The organism is Streptomyces sp. ME19-01-6 (assembly GCF_033793745.1).
In the GTDB taxonomy this organism is placed as follows: domain Bacteria; phylum Actinomycetota; class Actinomycetes; order Streptomycetales; family Streptomycetaceae; genus Streptomyces.
In genome coordinates this window covers 708,540-723,240 of record NZ_JARAXF010000001.1, presented here as the reverse complement: position 1 = coordinate 723,240, position 14,701 = coordinate 708,540, and the positions used below count along the sequence as shown (strand labels likewise).

The 14,701-nt window shown below is 71.9% G+C and carries 14 protein-coding genes; 9 read left to right on the top strand and 5 right to left on the bottom strand.

Translation table 11 applies throughout. From position 1 onward, the window contains the following. Positions 1-33 precede the first annotated feature (33 nt). Positions 34-696, top strand: coding sequence for an HAD-IA family hydrolase (locus PV419_RS03360; RefSeq protein WP_319686101.1), 663 nt, complete (start codon positions 34-36; stop codon positions 694-696). Positions 697-753: 57 nt separating this feature from the next. On the opposite strand, the gene PV419_RS03355 is transcribed toward PV419_RS03360, so the two are convergent. Both PV419_RS03355 and PV419_RS03350 read right to left on the bottom strand, forming a co-directional pair. After that, positions 754-1,335: a TMEM165/GDT1 family protein gene (locus PV419_RS03355; RefSeq protein WP_319686100.1), complete on the bottom strand. Its 582-nt coding sequence runs from the start codon at positions 1,333-1,335 to the stop codon at positions 754-756. Positions 1,336-1,532: 197 nt separating this feature from the next. After that, positions 1,533-2,354, bottom strand: coding sequence for an ABC transporter permease (locus PV419_RS03350; protein WP_319686099.1), 822 nt, complete (start codon positions 2,352-2,354; stop codon positions 1,533-1,535). Positions 2,355-2,525: 171 nt separating this feature from the next. Here PV419_RS03350 and PV419_RS03345 point away from each other — a divergent pair, with 171 nt between their 5' ends. The 6 genes from PV419_RS03345 (at position 2,526) to PV419_RS03320 (ending at position 9,521) form a co-directional block, all read left to right on the top strand. Further along, a complete protein-coding gene (locus PV419_RS03345) occupies positions 2,526-3,197 on the top strand; it encodes an HNH endonuclease family protein (RefSeq protein ID WP_319686098.1) in 672 nt (223 codons plus the stop codon). A 96-nt stretch (positions 3,198-3,293) separates the two neighbouring features. Continuing rightward, positions 3,294-5,033 (top strand): alkaline phosphatase D family protein, encoded by a 1,740-nt coding sequence (locus tag PV419_RS03340; protein WP_319686097.1) that lies wholly within the window; start codon positions 3,294-3,296, stop codon positions 5,031-5,033. 185 nt (positions 5,034-5,218) lie between these two features. Further along, positions 5,219-7,189, top strand: a complete 1,971-nt coding sequence (locus PV419_RS03335; RefSeq protein WP_319686096.1) for an FAD/NAD(P)-binding protein — start codon at positions 5,219-5,221, stop codon at positions 7,187-7,189. Positions 7,190-7,231: 42 nt separating this feature from the next. Continuing rightward, the gene (locus PV419_RS03330; RefSeq protein WP_319686095.1) at positions 7,232-7,711 is read left to right on the top strand and encodes a DoxX family protein; all 480 of its coding nucleotides are present in this window, start codon (positions 7,232-7,234) and stop codon (positions 7,709-7,711) included. A 211-nt stretch (positions 7,712-7,922) separates the two neighbouring features. After that, complete coding sequence (locus PV419_RS03325) at positions 7,923-8,603, top strand: DedA family protein (protein WP_319686094.1); 681 nt, start codon at positions 7,923-7,925, stop codon at positions 8,601-8,603. A 312-nt stretch (positions 8,604-8,915) separates the two neighbouring features. Next, the gene (locus PV419_RS03320; protein WP_319686093.1) at positions 8,916-9,521 is read left to right on the top strand and encodes a lytic transglycosylase domain-containing protein; all 606 of its coding nucleotides are present in this window, start codon (positions 8,916-8,918) and stop codon (positions 9,519-9,521) included. On the opposite strand, the gene PV419_RS03315 is transcribed toward PV419_RS03320, so the two are convergent. Next, positions 9,502-10,284 carry an alpha/beta fold hydrolase gene (locus tag PV419_RS03315; RefSeq protein WP_319686092.1) on the bottom strand — a complete coding sequence of 261 codons (783 nt, stop codon included), beginning with the start codon at positions 10,282-10,284 and terminating at the stop codon, positions 9,502-9,504. The genes PV419_RS03320 and PV419_RS03315 overlap by 20 nt on opposite strands. 337 nt (positions 10,285-10,621) lie before the next feature. Between PV419_RS03315 and PV419_RS03310 the strand changes: the two genes are divergently transcribed. Both PV419_RS03310 and PV419_RS03305 read left to right on the top strand, forming a co-directional pair. Continuing rightward, entirely contained in the window at positions 10,622-11,449 is an 828-nt protein-coding gene (locus PV419_RS03310) for a PP2C family protein-serine/threonine phosphatase (RefSeq protein ID WP_319686091.1), read from the top strand. A 217-nt stretch (positions 11,450-11,666) separates the two neighbouring features. Continuing rightward, on the top strand, positions 11,667-12,674 hold the full coding sequence (locus tag PV419_RS03305) for an MASE1 domain-containing protein (RefSeq protein ID WP_319686090.1): 1,008 nt from the start codon (positions 11,667-11,669) through the stop codon (positions 12,672-12,674). 3 nt (positions 12,675-12,677) lie between these two features. Here PV419_RS03305 and PV419_RS03300 read toward each other — a convergent pair whose 3' ends face one another. Then, positions 12,678-14,057: a hypothetical protein gene (locus PV419_RS03300; RefSeq protein ID WP_319686089.1), complete on the bottom strand. Its 1,380-nt coding sequence runs from the start codon at positions 14,055-14,057 to the stop codon at positions 12,678-12,680. 22 nt (positions 14,058-14,079) lie between these two features. Next, the gene (locus PV419_RS03295; RefSeq protein WP_319686088.1) at positions 14,080-14,574 is read right to left on the bottom strand and encodes a hypothetical protein; all 495 of its coding nucleotides are present in this window, start codon (positions 14,572-14,574) and stop codon (positions 14,080-14,082) included. Positions 14,575-14,701 lie beyond the last annotated feature (127 nt).

The window sequence follows — 14,701 nt, the reverse complement described above, 5'->3', positions numbered from 1 at the left end:
ACTTGTCTCTTTCCCGCGCCCTGGAGTACGCCGATGTCGGCCACCGCCCCGTTCACCGCCCGCGCCCTCCTCCTCGACATGGACGGGACGCTCGTGAACTCCGACGCCGTCGTGGAGCGCTGCTGGCGCCGCTGGGCCGCCGAGCACGGGCTCGACGGGGCCGGCGTGGTCAAGGTCGTGCACGGGCGGCAGGGGCACGCCACCATGGCGGTACTGCTCCCCGAGCGGCCCGTGGAGGAGAACCTGGCCGACAACCGGCGGATGCTGGAGTGGGAGACCTCGGACGTCGACGGCGTCGTGGCCATTCCCGGCGCCCCCGCCTTCCTGGCCTCACTCACGAGCCTGCCGCATGCCCTGGTCACCTCCGCCGACCAGGGGCTGGCCCGCGCCCGGATGGACGCGGCGGGGCTGCCGATGCCGAGCGTGCGGGTCACGGCGGAGTGCGTGGGGGCGAGCAAGCCGGACCCGGAGGGCTTCCTCAAGGGCGCGGCCGAGCTGGGCTTCGAGCCCGAGGACTGCGTCGTCTTCGAGGACTCCGAGGTTGGCATCGCGGCCGGCCGGGCGGCCGGCATGCGGGTCGTCGGGGTCGGCCCCCGGGCCGCGGCCCACGCCCCTGACGCGCACGTACGGGACCTGGAGCAGGTCCGTGTCGAGGCGCTGCCGGACGGCACCCTGCGCCTGCACTTCACCAACTGACACACCGGACCGACTGACGCCCTGGCCCGGGCTCCCGCCCGGGCCAGGGCATGTCCGTCAGCCCGCCACCGCCTCGTACAGGCTGAACCCCGCCAGCGCCAGCATCACCAGCGCCGCCACCTTCGTGATCAGCCGCAGCGGCACGTACCGCATCAGCGTGCGGCCGCCCAGGATGCCGAGTCCCGCGACCGCCCACAGGGCGAGCACCGCGCCGACGCCGACCGACAGGGGGTCGTCGTAGCGGGCGGCCAGGTTGGCCGTCATGATCTGGGTCAGGTCGCCGAACTCCGCGACCAGGATGAGCATGAAGCCCGCTCCCGAGACCTTCCAGAAGCTCTGGTCGGCGGGGGCGCGGATCTCTTCCTCCCCGTCGTCCTTCTTCAGGAGCAGCATCGCCGCGCCCCCGAGGAACAGCACGCCGACGAGCGCCTGGACGAGGCGGTGCGGAAGCAGCCCGAGCACGCTGCCCGCCGCGATCGCGAGCGCGACGTGGACCGCGAAGGCGGCGGCGACGCCCACGAAGACGTAGGAGGCGCGGTAACGGGTGCCGAGCATCAGCCCGGCGAGGGCGGTCTTGTCGGGCAGTTCGGCCAGGAAGACGACGCCGAAGACGACGGCGGCGACGGTGAGACTGAACACGGGCTGGTTACCTCAAGGGGCTCGGGCCGCGCCGAGAGGGGCCCTTGGGGAGGGGTCGCTTCGGCACGGCAGCGTCGGACACTGCGGCCGAAGGTCTCGCTGGCGTACGCACCACCCCGCTGGGACGGATGCCGTACGCTCCGGGCGCCGGCCCGCACCACGAGGGGCGGGCAGTATGTCGACGGTCCGGCGAAGAGCTACTCCCCTTCTGCTGTCGGCAAGGGTACGCGACGCGCCCGGTGCAGCCGCCCCCGCGCGACCAGCTCCAGGACCACCGAGACCGCCACCGCCTGCACCGCCAACAGCGCGACCAGCACAAACAGCTGCACCGCGCCCGCCATGACGGGTGAGGCGCCGCCCAGCAGCATGCCGACGAACGCGCCAGGCAGTGTGACGAGTCCCACAGTCCGGGTCTGGTCGAGCCCCGGCACCAGCGCGTCCGAGGCCGCCGGGCGGGCGATCTCCAGCCGCGCGTCCCGGGCGTGCAGGCCGAGCGCCAGGCCCGCCTCCACTTCGCCGTGGCGGGCGGTGAGCTCGTCGAGCGCGCGCCGGCCGCCGAGCACGGTCGCGGTGAGGGCGCCGCCGATGAGGATGCCGGTGATCGGGATCAGGGCGACGCCGTTGAGCGGGACCAGCCCGGTCAGCAGCAGGACGGTGACCACGGGCACCACCCCGGCGCCGATCGGGAGCGCCGCCCACCACCAGGTGTGGTTGTCGGTGATGCGGCGGCCCGCGGTGTGTACGGCGACGGCGAACATCACCGCGACGAAGCCCAACAGCGTCGGCGGGGCGCGCACCACCCAGCCGATGAGGTACGAGACGGCGGCCAGCTGGGCCGCCGCGCGCAGCCCCGCGACGGCGATGGCGCGGGCATAGCCGCGGTCGCCGCGGTCGGCGAGGTGGGCGCGGGCGGCGACGGTCACGGCGGCCAGGAGCAGGGCCCCGAGCACCACGCCGAGGGTGGGGCTGACCGGGAGCAGGGTGACGGAGGAGGCCGCGCGGGCGGCGAGGACGTACACGCTTCACCGTAGGCGATGGAATTGCCGGGCCCGAACCCCTCGACATGACGTGTCCATGTCGCCAATCTGTTACCTGTCGCACTCCGAAGAGAAACGTTTTGGCGACAGCATTACCCCCGCGTTACCCGGCTCTCACCGGGCCGAATCGTCCCCCACTCCAAGGGAGTTCGCATGTCCCGAATACGCAATGCCTTCACCCGGCGCGGCTTCTACGCGCGTCGACGGCTGAGCGTACTGGCCGCGGCCACCGGTCTGATGGCCCTGGCGGGCCTGTTCAACGGCCCGGCCGCCCAGGCGGCACTGCCCACCCCCGTAAGCGCCGCCACCGCCCGCACCTACCTCGCCTCGCTGACCGTGGCGACGGAGGACCGCACGGGCTACGACCGTGACCTCTTCCCCCACTGGATCACCCAGAGCGGCGCCTGCAACACCCGCGAGGTCGTCCTCAAGCGCGACGGCACCAACGTCCAGCAGGACTCCAGCTGCGCCGCCGTCAGCGGCACCTGGCGCTCCGTCTACGACAACGCCACCTGGACCGCCGCCTCCGACCTGGACATCGACCACCTCGTCCCGCTCGCCGAGGCCTGGGACTCCGGCGCGAGCGAGTGGACCACCTCCCGCCGCCAGTCGTTCGCCAACGACCTGACCCGTCCGCAGCTGATCGCCGTCACGGACAACGTGAACCAGGCGAAGGGCGACAAGGACCCGGCCGAGTGGCTGCCGTCGGTCACCTCGTACCGCTGCACCTACGCCCGCGCCTGGGTGCAGGTGAAGTACTACTACGACCTGTCGGTCGACTCCGCCGAGAAGAGTGCCCTCAGCTCCATCCTGAACGGCTGCTGACGCTCCGCACCGGAACCACCGCGCCCTCCTCCGTCGTTCCGTACCGTGACACCTTGAACGCCACGAGACGTGCACGAAGCGACGGAGGAGGGCCGGATGGCCGGGTTGCGCCTGGGACCGCTGCTGCGCCATGTCGACTGGGAGACGGGCACCAGCGCGATGGTCTGGGTCGAGGCCGACCGGCCGTGTGAGGCCGAGGTGCGGTGCGCCGACGGCGCGGGCGGCACGGCCCGGACCTGGTCGATCGCCGGGCACCACTACGCCCTGGTGCCGGTCACCGGGCTGCGTCCGGGCGGCGAGACGGCCTACCGCGTGCTGCTGGACGGCGAGCAGGTGTGGCCGCTGCCCGACTCCCGCTTCCCGGATTCCACGATCCGTACCCCCGCGCGGCCCTCCGCCGACCCCGACGCCAAGCCCGACGACCCTGCCGACCCCGACGCCCCCGCCGCCGTGCGCGTCGCCTTCGGTTCCTGCCGGTGGGCGGCGCCGCCCGCGGACACCTCGGCCGACCCGATGGGCCCCGACGCCCTGGACACCCTGGCGCGCACCCTCGCCCACACGCCCGGGGCCGAGCGCCCCGACGTGCTGGTCCTGCTGGGCGACCAGGTCTACGCGGACGAAACCTCCGAGGAGACCCGCCGCTGGCTCGCCGAGCGGCGCGATGTGACCCAGCCCCCGTGGCAGCAGGTCGCCGACTATGAGGAATACACCCGGCTGTACTACGAGTCCTGGCTGGACCCCGAGGTGCGCTGGCTGCTCTCCACCGTCCCCAGCTGCATGATCTTCGACGACCACGACGTCGTCGACGACTGGAACACCAGCGAGGCGTGGCTGCGGGAGATCCGCGCGACGCCGTGGTGGCGGGAGCGGATCCTCAGCGGTCTGATGTCGTACTGGGTCTATCAGCACCTCGGTAACCTCTCCCCCGCCGAGCTGGCCGCCGACGGGCTGTACGCGGCGGTGCGGGCCGCGCCCGACGGCACGGACCTGCTGCGGGAGTTCGCCGCCCGCGCCGACGCGGACCCCACGTACACCCGCTGGAGCTACCGCCGCGACTTCGGGCGGGTGCGGCTGCTGATGGTCGACACCCGGGCCGCGCGGGTGCTGGAGGAGGGCGCGCGGGCGATGGTCGCCGAGCCCGAGCTGGCGTGGCTGCGCGAGCAGGCGCTGGAGGGGACGGACAGCTATGCCACGAGCGGCCGCGCCGGGCCGTACGACCACCTCCTGATCGGCACCTCGCTGCCCTGGCTGCTGCCGCACTTCGTCCATGACGTGGAGGCCTGGAATGCCGCGGTGTGCTGCGGCAAGCGCGGCCCGCGCTGGGCGCGCCTCGCGGAAAACCTGCGCCAGCGCGGCGACTTGGAGCACTGGGCCGCCTTCCCTGATTCCTTCGACGCGCTCACCGAGCTGATCGCGAAGGTCGGCGGCGGGCCCGCGGCGCCGGCGACGATCAGCGTGCTGTCCGGCGATGTGCACCACGCGTACATCGCCGAGCCCGACTGGTCCAGGTGGCCGCAGCCGCCGGACAGCCAGGTGCGGCAGCTGACGTGTTCGCCCGTGCACAACCGAACTTACGCCTCGATCCGGTTCGGTTTCCGCTTCGGCTGGAGCCGGGCGGGCCGCCGGCTCGGCCGCGCCTTCGCCCGGCACGGACGCGTCACACCGAGCCGCCTCGACTGGCGCAAGACAGGCGGCCCGTGGTTCGGCAACCAGCTGATGACGCTGACGCTGCGCGGGCGCGCCGCGCGGCTGCGGCTCGACCAGGCCCGGCCCGGCCCGTCGGGCGACGGGGCGCGGCTGGTCACGGCCCTGGAGGCGGACTGGCCCGAGCGCTGACCCCAGCGCCGACTCGAGCGCCGTCCCCCACTCCGGTACCCGCCGCCGGACTGGTGAGGCAAACCCCACCGCGGCGTGATCCCTCCCACAACGGAGGCCGGAGTTCCGTACCCCGGCCCGATTCCCGGGAGCCGAGCGGCATGATGGGCGAATTCTGAGTCACATCTGCCCCGGGAGACACAATCTTGGCCGGAGACCCCCACGCCATAGCCGTCGTCGGTGCCGGTCCCCGCGGCACCAGCGTGCTCGAGCGGCTGTGCGCCTCGGCCCCGGAGCTGGCGCCCGGCGCGCGGCTCACCGTCCATATGGTGGATCCGTCCCCGCCCGGCGCCGGCCGGGTGTGGCGTACGGCCCAGCCGGGCGAGTTGCTGATGAACACCGTGGCCTCGCAGGTGACCCTCTTCACCGACGCCAGCGTCGAGTGCGAGGGGCCGGTCCGCACCGGGCCGAGCCTGCACGAGTGGGCCGCCGCCCGCGGGCTCGACCCCGCCCTGGGCCCGGACGACTACCCCAGCCGCGCGCTGTACGGCCGCTATCTGGAGTGGGTGTTCGGGGAGGTGGTGCGGGGCGCGCCGGACACGGTGACCGTCCAGGTGCACGCGGCGCGCGCCGTACGTCTCGAGGAACGGCCGGGCGGCGAGCAGGTGCTGACCCTGGAGGACGGCAGCCGGCTCGACGGGCTGCGGGCGGTCGTGCTCGCCCAGGGCCATCTGCCGGCGGTGCCCGACGCGGCGGAGGAACGGTTCGCCGCCCACGCCGAGCGCCACGGGCTGCGCTACTACCCGCCCGCCAACCCGGCCGACGTCGACCTGTCGCCCATCGCGCCCGGCGAGCCGGTGCTGCTGCGCGGTCTGGGCCTCAACTTCTTCGATCACATGGCGCTGCTGACGGTCGGTCGCGGCGGCGGCTTCGCGCCGGGCGACGGCGGCAAGCTGGTCTATCTCCCCTCGGGCCGCGAGCCGCGGCTGTACGCGGGCTCCCGGCGCGGTATTCCGTACCACGCGCGGGGCGACAACGCGAAGGGGGCCCACGGGCGGCACCATCCGCTGCTGCTGACGCCCGAGGTGGTCGGCCACTTCCGCAAGCGTGCGGAATCCGGCGATCCACCGGACTTTCTGACCGAGGTCTGGCCGCTGATCGCGAAGGAGGCCGAGACGGTCTATTACGAGGCACTGCTGGACCGGCCGGACCGGCAGGGGCAGTCGAGGGAATCGAGCCAGCAGAGTCAGCCGGGACGGCAGGGATCTACGGGATCTAGGGGCTTCAAGGGGCGTTTTCTGGCCACCGAGCACGGCGGGGCACAAGAGGCGGCGGTGCTGGATGAATTCGGCATCGCACCGGCCGACCGGTGGTGCTGGGACGCGGTGGCCCAGCCGCATCAGGGCGAGGACTTCACCGGGCGGGAGGACTTCCGGCGGTGGCTGTTGGCGTACGCGCGCGAGGACGTGGCCCACGCCCGGCTCGGGAATGTGTCGGGTCCCGTCAAGGCGGCCCTCGACGTACTTCGTGATCTGCGCAATGAGCTGCGGCAAATCGTCGACCACGGCGGTCTGTCGGGGCGCTCGCGCCGGTCCCATCTCGACCGCTGGTACACCCCGCTCAACGCCTTTTTGTCGATCGGCCCGCCGCGCCGCCGCATCGAGGAGATGGCCGCGCTGATCGAGGCGGGGGTGCTGGACGTACTCGGTCCGCATCTGGAGGTGACCGAAGTGACCGCCGCGGAGCCGGGCGGAACCCCCGGTTTCGGGGGGCACTCGGCGCGGGTGCCGGGCCCCGTGGTGGTGGCGACGACGCTCATCGAGGCGCGGCTGCCGGAGCCCGATCTGCGGCGGACGGCGGACGCGTTGCTGGCCCATCTGCTGCGTACCGGAGCGTGCCGTCCGCACCGGGTGGAGGGCTACGAGACGGGCGGTCTGGACGTCACCCCGAGCCCATATCGCCTGGTGGACGCGGAGGGGCGGCCCCATCCACGGCGCTTTGCGATCGGGGTGCCGACGGAGGGCGTGCACTGGGTGACGGCGGCGGGGGCGCGGCCCGGGGTCAACTCCGTGACCTTGTGCGACGCCGACGCGGTGGCCCGTGCGGCGCTGCGCGCGGCGGGGTCAGAGTTGGCGGAACTTGAACTTGCAACAAAAGGTGAGGCGAACCTAACCTGACATTCCCGTTGTTTCCCGTCCCCGGAACAAGGAGCAGCCCCCATGCCTCCGTCCGCCTCGCCCCAAGGCCTCGCCGACCGCCTGGACAGCACGAGACCGTATGTCCTCTCGCTCTTCCGCATCGTCGTCGGCCTGCTCTTCTTCTGCCACGGCGCCTCCTCGCTGCTGGGCTGGTTCGGCGGCATGATGGGCACCGGCAAGACCATCGACGCCGGCACCTGGCCCGGCTGGTATGCGGCCGTGATCCAGCTCGTCGGCGGCGGCCTGGTACTGCTCGGCCTGGGCACCCGCAGCGCGGCGTTCATCAGCTCCGGCTCGATGGCGTACGCGTACTTCCACGAGCACCAGCCGGAGAAGCTGTGGCCCATCCAGAACGGCGGCGAGGCGGCCGCGATGTTCTGCTGGGCGTTCCTGCTCATCGTCTTCACCGGCCCCGGCCCCTGGGCCCTCGACCGCTTCCTCGGCTCGGCGCGCCAGACGGTCACGGCCTCCGAGACACGCCGCCAGCCGACCGCCGCCTGATCATCGGCCCCAAGCCGCGTACCGCGTTATGCGGGGGTATCTCCCATTTTGCCACCGGGGAGGCAACCCCCGCGTGACGTGATTCGAACAACATCAACACCTCCTTGTCGTTATCCTCACCCGTCACAGGCGTACGCTGTATGGCTGTGAAGACCGCTTCTGCCGCTCCCCAGCGGCAAGGCGGTCGGGGGGAACTGGACCGGGAGAAACGTTGTTGGAACATCTGGGGTCGCTGACCAACACCCCATGGATTTACGCGGTTGTCGGCATGTCCGTTCTCCTCGACGTGTTCCTCCCCGTCCTGCCAAGCGGTGTCCTCGTCATCACGGCGGCCACCGCGGCCGCCGGAACCACCGTGGACGCGGTGGGCGTGGTGCGCGTCCAGGCGGGCGCCGCCGACTTCTCCCAGATGTTCGCCCTGATGCTGTGCGCCGCCACCGCCTCCGTCCTCGGCGACATGGTCGCCTACCGGCTGGCCTGGCGCGGCAGCGACCGCCTCGACCGCGCCATCTCCCGCTCCCGCCGACTCACCTCCGCCCAGGAGAAGTTGGGCACGGCGCTGGTCCAGGGCGGCGGCACGCTGGTCGTCATAGCCCGCTTCGCGCCCGCCGGACGGTCGGTCGTCAGTCTCGGCGCGGGCGCGGCGCACCGCCGGGTCAAGGAGTTCCTGCCCTGGTCGGCGGTGGCCGGACTGGCCTGGGCCGTCTACAGCGTGAGCCTGGGTTACGTCGGCGGCCAGTGGCTCGGCGCCACCTGGCTGGGCACGGCGGTCTCCGTGCTCGCGCTCTTCGCGGCCGGCGCGGGCGCGGCGTACCTGATGAGGCGGCCCGCCGAGGAGGCGCAGCCGCTCCCGGCGGCGCAGTCGGCGGTGGGCGCGGCCGGACAGCCCTAGTGTCCCGTCAGCCAAGTGCCCCGCTCGCCGCTCTGGCACGGCCATCTGCTGCGTTGCCGAATCAGCCGAGTAGGCCCGCCCCCAGCCTTCGGCCGGGCGGGGGTACCTCCCGGCCGAAGGCTGGGGGCGCCCCCGGAGGCTGATCCGGCGCCTTGCAGCCGACCGCACCAGGACGCCTCGCTACCGGGCAAACCTTGACTGACGCGGCACCAGGCAGAGCCGGCCCCGGCCTCAAGGCGTGCGAATTCCGCATCCGACGTGGAAATCCCGTTACCGTCGCCTCATGCGTATCCCCACCCCTCCGGCGCCCGCATGGTGACCCGCCGGAGCCGTACCGCCGCCACCCTGGCCGGCACCGCCCTGGTGCTCGCGGCCGGGATCCTCGTCGTACGGCAGTTCACCACCCCGTCGGAGCCCGAGCTGCCGACCATCCCCGCGGCCGAGCGCCCCGTGGTCGAGGCGGCCGCCCGGGCCTGCCCCAAGGTGAGCGTGCCGCTGCTGGCCGCGCAGATCCACGCGGAGAGCGGCTGGCGGCCGGACGCGGACTCCGGACATGCGCAGGGCATCTCGCAGTTCACCCCTCAGACCTGGGCCGAGTGGGGCCGCGACGGGGACGGCGACGGAAAGGCCGACGTCTGGGAGCCCAAGGACGCCATCCCCGCGCAGGCTCGCTACATGTGCCATCTGTACGGCGTGGTGAAATCCCTGCCCGGCAACCCGACCAAGCTGGCGCTGGCCGCGTACAACGCCGGTCCGACCGCGGTCCTCAAGGCCCGCGGGATCCCGAGGATCGCCGAGACCCGTGAGTACGTGGACCGCATCCTGAACACGCTGCTCCCCCAGTACCGCGAGAGCGAGGCGAAGTACACGGCGGCGCACCAGGCGCACCCGTCCGTGATCACGCGTCCGCCGCGATGAAGTCCTCGACGGCGCGCACGAGTTCAAGCGGTGTCTCATCGGCGGGGTAGTGCCCGGCACAGGGCAGCTCGACGAGTTCCGCGCGCGGATACCAGCGCAGCCAGGTCTGCCGCATCAGCTCCGCCGTCAGCGCCGGGTCGTGCGCCCCGACCACCACCCGGACCGGCACCCGGGACCCCACGATGTCCTCGTGGAAGTCCTCCAGGGCCCAGGAGTCCAGCCAGGCCCGGAACGCCTTGGCGTCACTGTGCTCCAGCGAGTGCCGGACCATCAGGTCGAGCCAGGCGGCGGGGTGGCGGCCGCCGGTGGTGTAGTCGATGATCGCCCGCCGGCTCTCGGGGCGCTCGGCGGCGGAGGTGAACAGCTCCCACTGCTCGCCTTCCATCGGCATCCCGCTCGCGGGGACGGGGGCGACCCCGATCAGCCGCCCGACCCGGTCGGGGACGGCGGCCACAACGCGCTGGGCGACGGCGCCGCCCATCGAGTGCCCGAGGAGCGAGAACCGCTGCCAGCCGAGGTGGTCGGCGAGCGCGAGCAGATCGCGGCCCGCCTCGCCGGTGGTGTACTCGCCGGGGATGTCCCGCGCCTCCCCGTAGCCGCGCAGATCGGGGAGTGCGTAGGTGAAGGCCCGACGGTCGATGTGCGGCAGCATGGCCGCGAAGGCGGCACGGTCCGAGAACCAGCCGTGTACGGCCATGACCCGGTGCGGCCCTTCGCCGACGAGCTCGAACGGTGGAACGAGGGGTGGAACGATCGGTCCCATGGCACCTCCGGTCCCTGTCGAAGACGGGCGCGCGGCGCGCGTGCCCGTTGCCGGACAACGGTGGCGTCAACCGGCGTCCTCGGCAAGGCCGCTGCGCATATGCGATAGCGGCACCTGACCGTGACCTGACAGGGATCGGGCCGGGCCGCGCCGCCCGCCTCGCTCACGTACGGTGCCCCGTCCGGCGTGGGCGGCGCCGACCGCGCCGCGCGGCGGCAGCCGCATATCGAATGGTCTCCCGGGCCGCCACCGACCCCTTCGGCCCTGGCCGCGCGTAACATAAGACGCGGGTCAGAGCTCCCCCGGCTACCGCTGGGAGGCACCCCTCGGAGCACCGATGAACCGCCGCCGCACCACCCCGCACCGAAGCACCGAAGAGGCGCTGCGTTCCCTGGGGCGGCTGACCGCTCAGATCCTCGAGCGGATCAAGCTGCAGCAGGCTCGGGTGGAGCTGGCCGTGGCCCTCCAGCGCCAGATGCTGCCCGCCGAACTGCCGGCGCTCCCCGGCCTGCGGGCCGCGGCCCGCTACACGCCCTCGCGGGACGGGCTGGACGTCGGCGGCGACTGGTACGACGCCTTCCCGCTGCCCGGCACCGCCTCGGTCGGCTTCGCCATTGGCGACGTCCAGGGCCATGACGTGGAGGCGGCGGCCTTCATGGGCCAGGTACGCACGGGGCTGCGCGCCGTCGCCACCGCCACCGGAGACCCGGGCGAGGTGCTGCGCGGGGTCAACGAGCTGCTCATCTCGATGGGCAGCGACCTGTTCACCACCTGCTCCTTCGTCTGCTTCGACCCGGTCACGGGCGAGCTGGCCTGCTCCCGGGCGGGCCACGTCCCGGCGGTCCGGGCCTCGGCCGACTGCCCCGCCGAAGTCGTCTGGGACCCCGGGGGCCTGCCGCTGGGGATCCAGGCCGGCGAGACCTATCCGGTGACCCGGCGCCTGCTGACGCGGGCGGGAGCCTTCGTCATGATCACGGACGGGGTGGTGGAAGGGCCGTCCTACCCGATCGACCGGGGGCTGGCGGAGGTGTCACGGCTGGTCGGCGCGGGCTATGACGCGGACGCGGAGGAGCTGGCCGCGCGGGTGAGCAGGGTCGCCGACCGGACCGGCCACTGCGACGACGCGGCCGTGCTCGTGCTCCGCCACGACGGCGTAAGGCCCTGACCGCCACACGCCCGACGGCGCCATACAGCCCAGCACCGCCGCACCCCCACTACCAGCGGCAACGCCATACCCGCCATGCCCGCCATGCCCGCCAAGGCCACCATCATCCCCGTGCTCCCCCGTCCTGCCCGCTCCCCGCGCCCCGGTTCCTCCGTGCGGCGGACGCCGCGCCGCGGCCCTGCGTGTCACCCGCACCGGACCGCTCCGAGGTTGTCTGATGGCCGCTGTGGCAGGCGATGACTGGATCCGGCGATACGGTGCCACGGGCCTGCGGATCGTCGCCGTCACAGCGGCCTACTACGCCGGGGCCCGGATCGGGCTGCTGCAGGAGCTGGTAGGCGGACAGGTCACCCCGCTCTGGCCGCCCACCGGCATCGCCCTGGCCTGTCTGCTCCTCCTCGGCCTGCGCACCTGGCCGGGCATCACGCTGGGCGCCCTCCTGATCAACGCCCCGATCGGCCCGACGGTCCCCGCGGTCGCCGTGATCGTGGCGGGCAACACCCTGTCCCCGGTGTGCTCGTACCTGCTGCTGCGGCGCATGGGGTTCCACACGGAGCTGAACCGGCTGCGGGACGCGCTGTCACTGGTCTTCCTCGGCGCGCTGGTCGGCATGCTGATCAGCTCCACGGTGGGCACCGGTGTGCTCGTGCTGCAGGGAGCGCTCCCGGCCGATGACTTCTGGGCGGCCTGGTCGGTGTGGTGGACGGGGGACGCGATGGGCGTCCTGGTGGTCACACCGCTGCTGCTGGTCCTGCGCAGGGCCCGGCCGCCGCGCGGCATCCCCCCCTACCGGTGGGCCGAGGCGGGGCTGCTGTTACTGGGCACCGCGGGCATCGCACTGATCGCCACGCACTCGGTCGTCAGCCTGCTCTTCCTGGTCTTCCCCTTTCTGATCTGGGCGGCGCTGCGCTTCCAGCTGGCGGGGGCCGCGCCGTGCTCGCTCATCGTGTCGGTGGTCGCGATCCAGGCGACGGCGGAGGGGGTCGGCCCGTTCACGGGGCATACGCTGCTGGCGCGGATGGTCACCCTCCAGGCGTTCAACGGCACCACCGCGCTGACCGCGCTGCTGCTGTCGGCGATCATCACCGAGCGGAACCGCACCCGCCAGCAGATCGAGCAGATCTGCACCCAGCTCGCCGAGGTGGTGGTCCGGCTGGCGCCGGGCGAGGCGCTACGGCAGTGGCCGCCGCCGCGACGGGGTGAGCAGCCGCCGGACCCCCAGTAGCCGTCAGCCCTTCGGCTCCCGCGCCTCGGTCAGGTCGCGCGAATGAGTCGAGCTGCTGCCGTGCATGTTGAATTCCTGGGCGAGGCCGGTCTGGTGGAGCCCTTGCATCTGCTTGCCGGTGACGGTGACGCCCGCGATGTCGAAGGACGTGTCGTCATCCCAGTTGTATCGGTCCCAGACGTTCACCTGGTAGTCGAGGGACACCTTGGGCTTCCCTCCGTGCGGGCCGGGCTCCACACTCACGACTCCCGAATGGTTCACCATTGCGTGGCCGACGGCGAAATTCCAGTCGCGGTCGCCCTGCTCGTATCCCTCGGCCTTCGTCTCCACCGGAATGGACACTGGCCGGCCGCCCGACTCCTCGAACGCCTTCAGGGCCTTTTGCCGCCACTCGTCCTCATGCTTGCTGAGGTTCTCCGTGGCGGCCTTCCGAAATCCCCCGTCCTCGTCCCACATGCGGTTGATGTCCAGATCCAGCGGCTTTCCGGACCCTCCGAGGTAGTGGGCCAACGCGCGGGCCCCCTGGTCGTAGCCCCCCAGACCGCCGCCCTTCGCCATGGCCTTCGCCTCGAGCTGGAACAAATAGTCCTTGTAGCCAGGATCGCGCGAGTGGAACTTCCCGGATCCCACATCCGCCGGCTTCCACTTGTACTGCGGGGACATGACCCCGGCCGCCATCAGCCCGTCCTTGTTCTCCTGCCACACCCGGGCGCGCAATTCCGGGCTGAGACCGTCCCAGATCTTGCGCAGTTCGGCGCGCTGCTTGGGGTTCGCGTCCTTGCCCAGGGAGGCGATCTCCGTGGCCCGGTCGGCCCGGACCTCGGCCAGCGAGTGGTACTGGGAGTGGCCCGCGTTGTACGCGTCTTTGCCGTGACTCTTGGCCAGCGCGGCCTTGACCAGGCCGTCGATCTCGGCGGCCAGGGCGATCTTCCGGTTGACGCGGTTGGCGTACGCCTCCTGAGTGTCCAACTGCGCTTGCGTCCGTATCCCGTCGTCCCCCGGCGTATGGGGGTAGAGGAAGCGTACGGTGCCGTCGAAGTTGTCGGAGAGCCGAAGCCCGTCGTCCTGCGCCTGCGCGACGATCGACTTGACGCCGGACTGGATCTCGGTCAGCTGCGAGTGCGCGTCGTCCAGGACGCTCCAGATACTGCTGGCTTCCTTGTGCAGATCCGCGAACTCCTTCGCGGTCTTGCCGACGAATTCACGCGTGACGTCCGCGTTGAGCCCGGCCCACCGCGCCCCCTCCGACTTCGTCTGCAGGCCCGAACGGGCATCGCTCATCAGCCTTTTCAAACCGTCGACGGCACACTTCCAGTCCGAGACCGCGGTGCCGAGCTTTCCCAGATCGACGCCGATGAGATCCGCGTAGGTGAGAGCCCCCATCGTCTTTCCCCCGCCGTTTCAGCTACTTCACCATCGTGGATATCTCGGAAACGCTCACGGCGGAGCCGTCCCGGTTCCGCAAGGAGGCCGCGATCTGCGCGTCGTCGTTCCCGTGCGCCTTCTTCGAGTAGTCCAGGTGATTGGAGATATGGGCGCACATCTGGAGCACGGTCTTCACCTGGGAACTCCACACGGACACCGTCGTGCTCAGCGCGTCGCCCATGGTGAAGTTGTGGTCGCTCAGCGCCTTGGCCGCCTGCATGGACGACCCCACGCCGTCCTTGTTCGCTCCGGCCCCGGCGATGTCGGCCGCCTTCTGCAAAGCCCCGTGCAGGACAAAGGCCTCGTGTCCCACGGCGCCCAAGTCGTCCTGGTGAACAACGAGATCGGAGGCCTTGGCCCCGTCCTTGCCCCCGCCGCCACCGCCGTCCGCGGCAAGCTGGTTGAGCCGCGTGTGGGCGCTTTGCCGCTCGGCCGCGTCCGCCTTGAGCTGAGACCACTCGCTGTCGAATGACATCTCCCCGTTACCTCCCGTAGAGGACATCCGCGCCGCGGAGCCGCAGCAGCCGTCCCTCCCCTGGCCGCACCGCGCCACATCGCAGATCAAAACGCATGGTAGCTGAATCGGATGACATCGCTCCGAC

What these genes read in the sequence shown, in the direction of transcription:
- PV419_RS03360 (WP_319686101.1), top strand. Translation starts at nt 34, where the DNA reads ATGTCGGCCACCGCCCCGTTCACCGCCCGCGCCCTCCTCCTCGACATG.
- PV419_RS03345 (WP_319686098.1), top strand. Translation starts at nt 2,526, where the DNA reads ATGTCCCGAATACGCAATGCCTTCACCCGGCGCGGCTTCTACGCGCGT.
- PV419_RS03340 (WP_319686097.1), top strand. Translation starts at nt 3,294, where the DNA reads ATGGCCGGGTTGCGCCTGGGACCGCTGCTGCGCCATGTCGACTGGGAG.
- PV419_RS03330 (WP_319686095.1), top strand. Translation starts at nt 7,232, where the DNA reads ATGCCTCCGTCCGCCTCGCCCCAAGGCCTCGCCGACCGCCTGGACAGC.
- PV419_RS03320 (WP_319686093.1), top strand. Translation starts at nt 8,916, where the DNA reads ATGGTGACCCGCCGGAGCCGTACCGCCGCCACCCTGGCCGGCACCGCC.
- PV419_RS03315 (WP_319686092.1), bottom strand. Translation starts at nt 10,284, where the DNA reads ATGGGACCGATCGTTCCACCCCTCGTTCCACCGTTCGAGCTCGTCGGC.
- PV419_RS03310 (WP_319686091.1), top strand. Translation starts at nt 10,622, where the DNA reads ATGAACCGCCGCCGCACCACCCCGCACCGAAGCACCGAAGAGGCGCTG.
- PV419_RS03305 (WP_319686090.1), top strand. Translation starts at nt 11,667, where the DNA reads ATGGCCGCTGTGGCAGGCGATGACTGGATCCGGCGATACGGTGCCACG.
- PV419_RS03300 (WP_319686089.1), bottom strand. Translation starts at nt 14,057, where the DNA reads ATGGGGGCTCTCACCTACGCGGATCTCATCGGCGTCGATCTGGGAAAG.
- PV419_RS03295 (WP_319686088.1), bottom strand. Translation starts at nt 14,574, where the DNA reads ATGTCATTCGACAGCGAGTGGTCTCAGCTCAAGGCGGACGCGGCCGAG.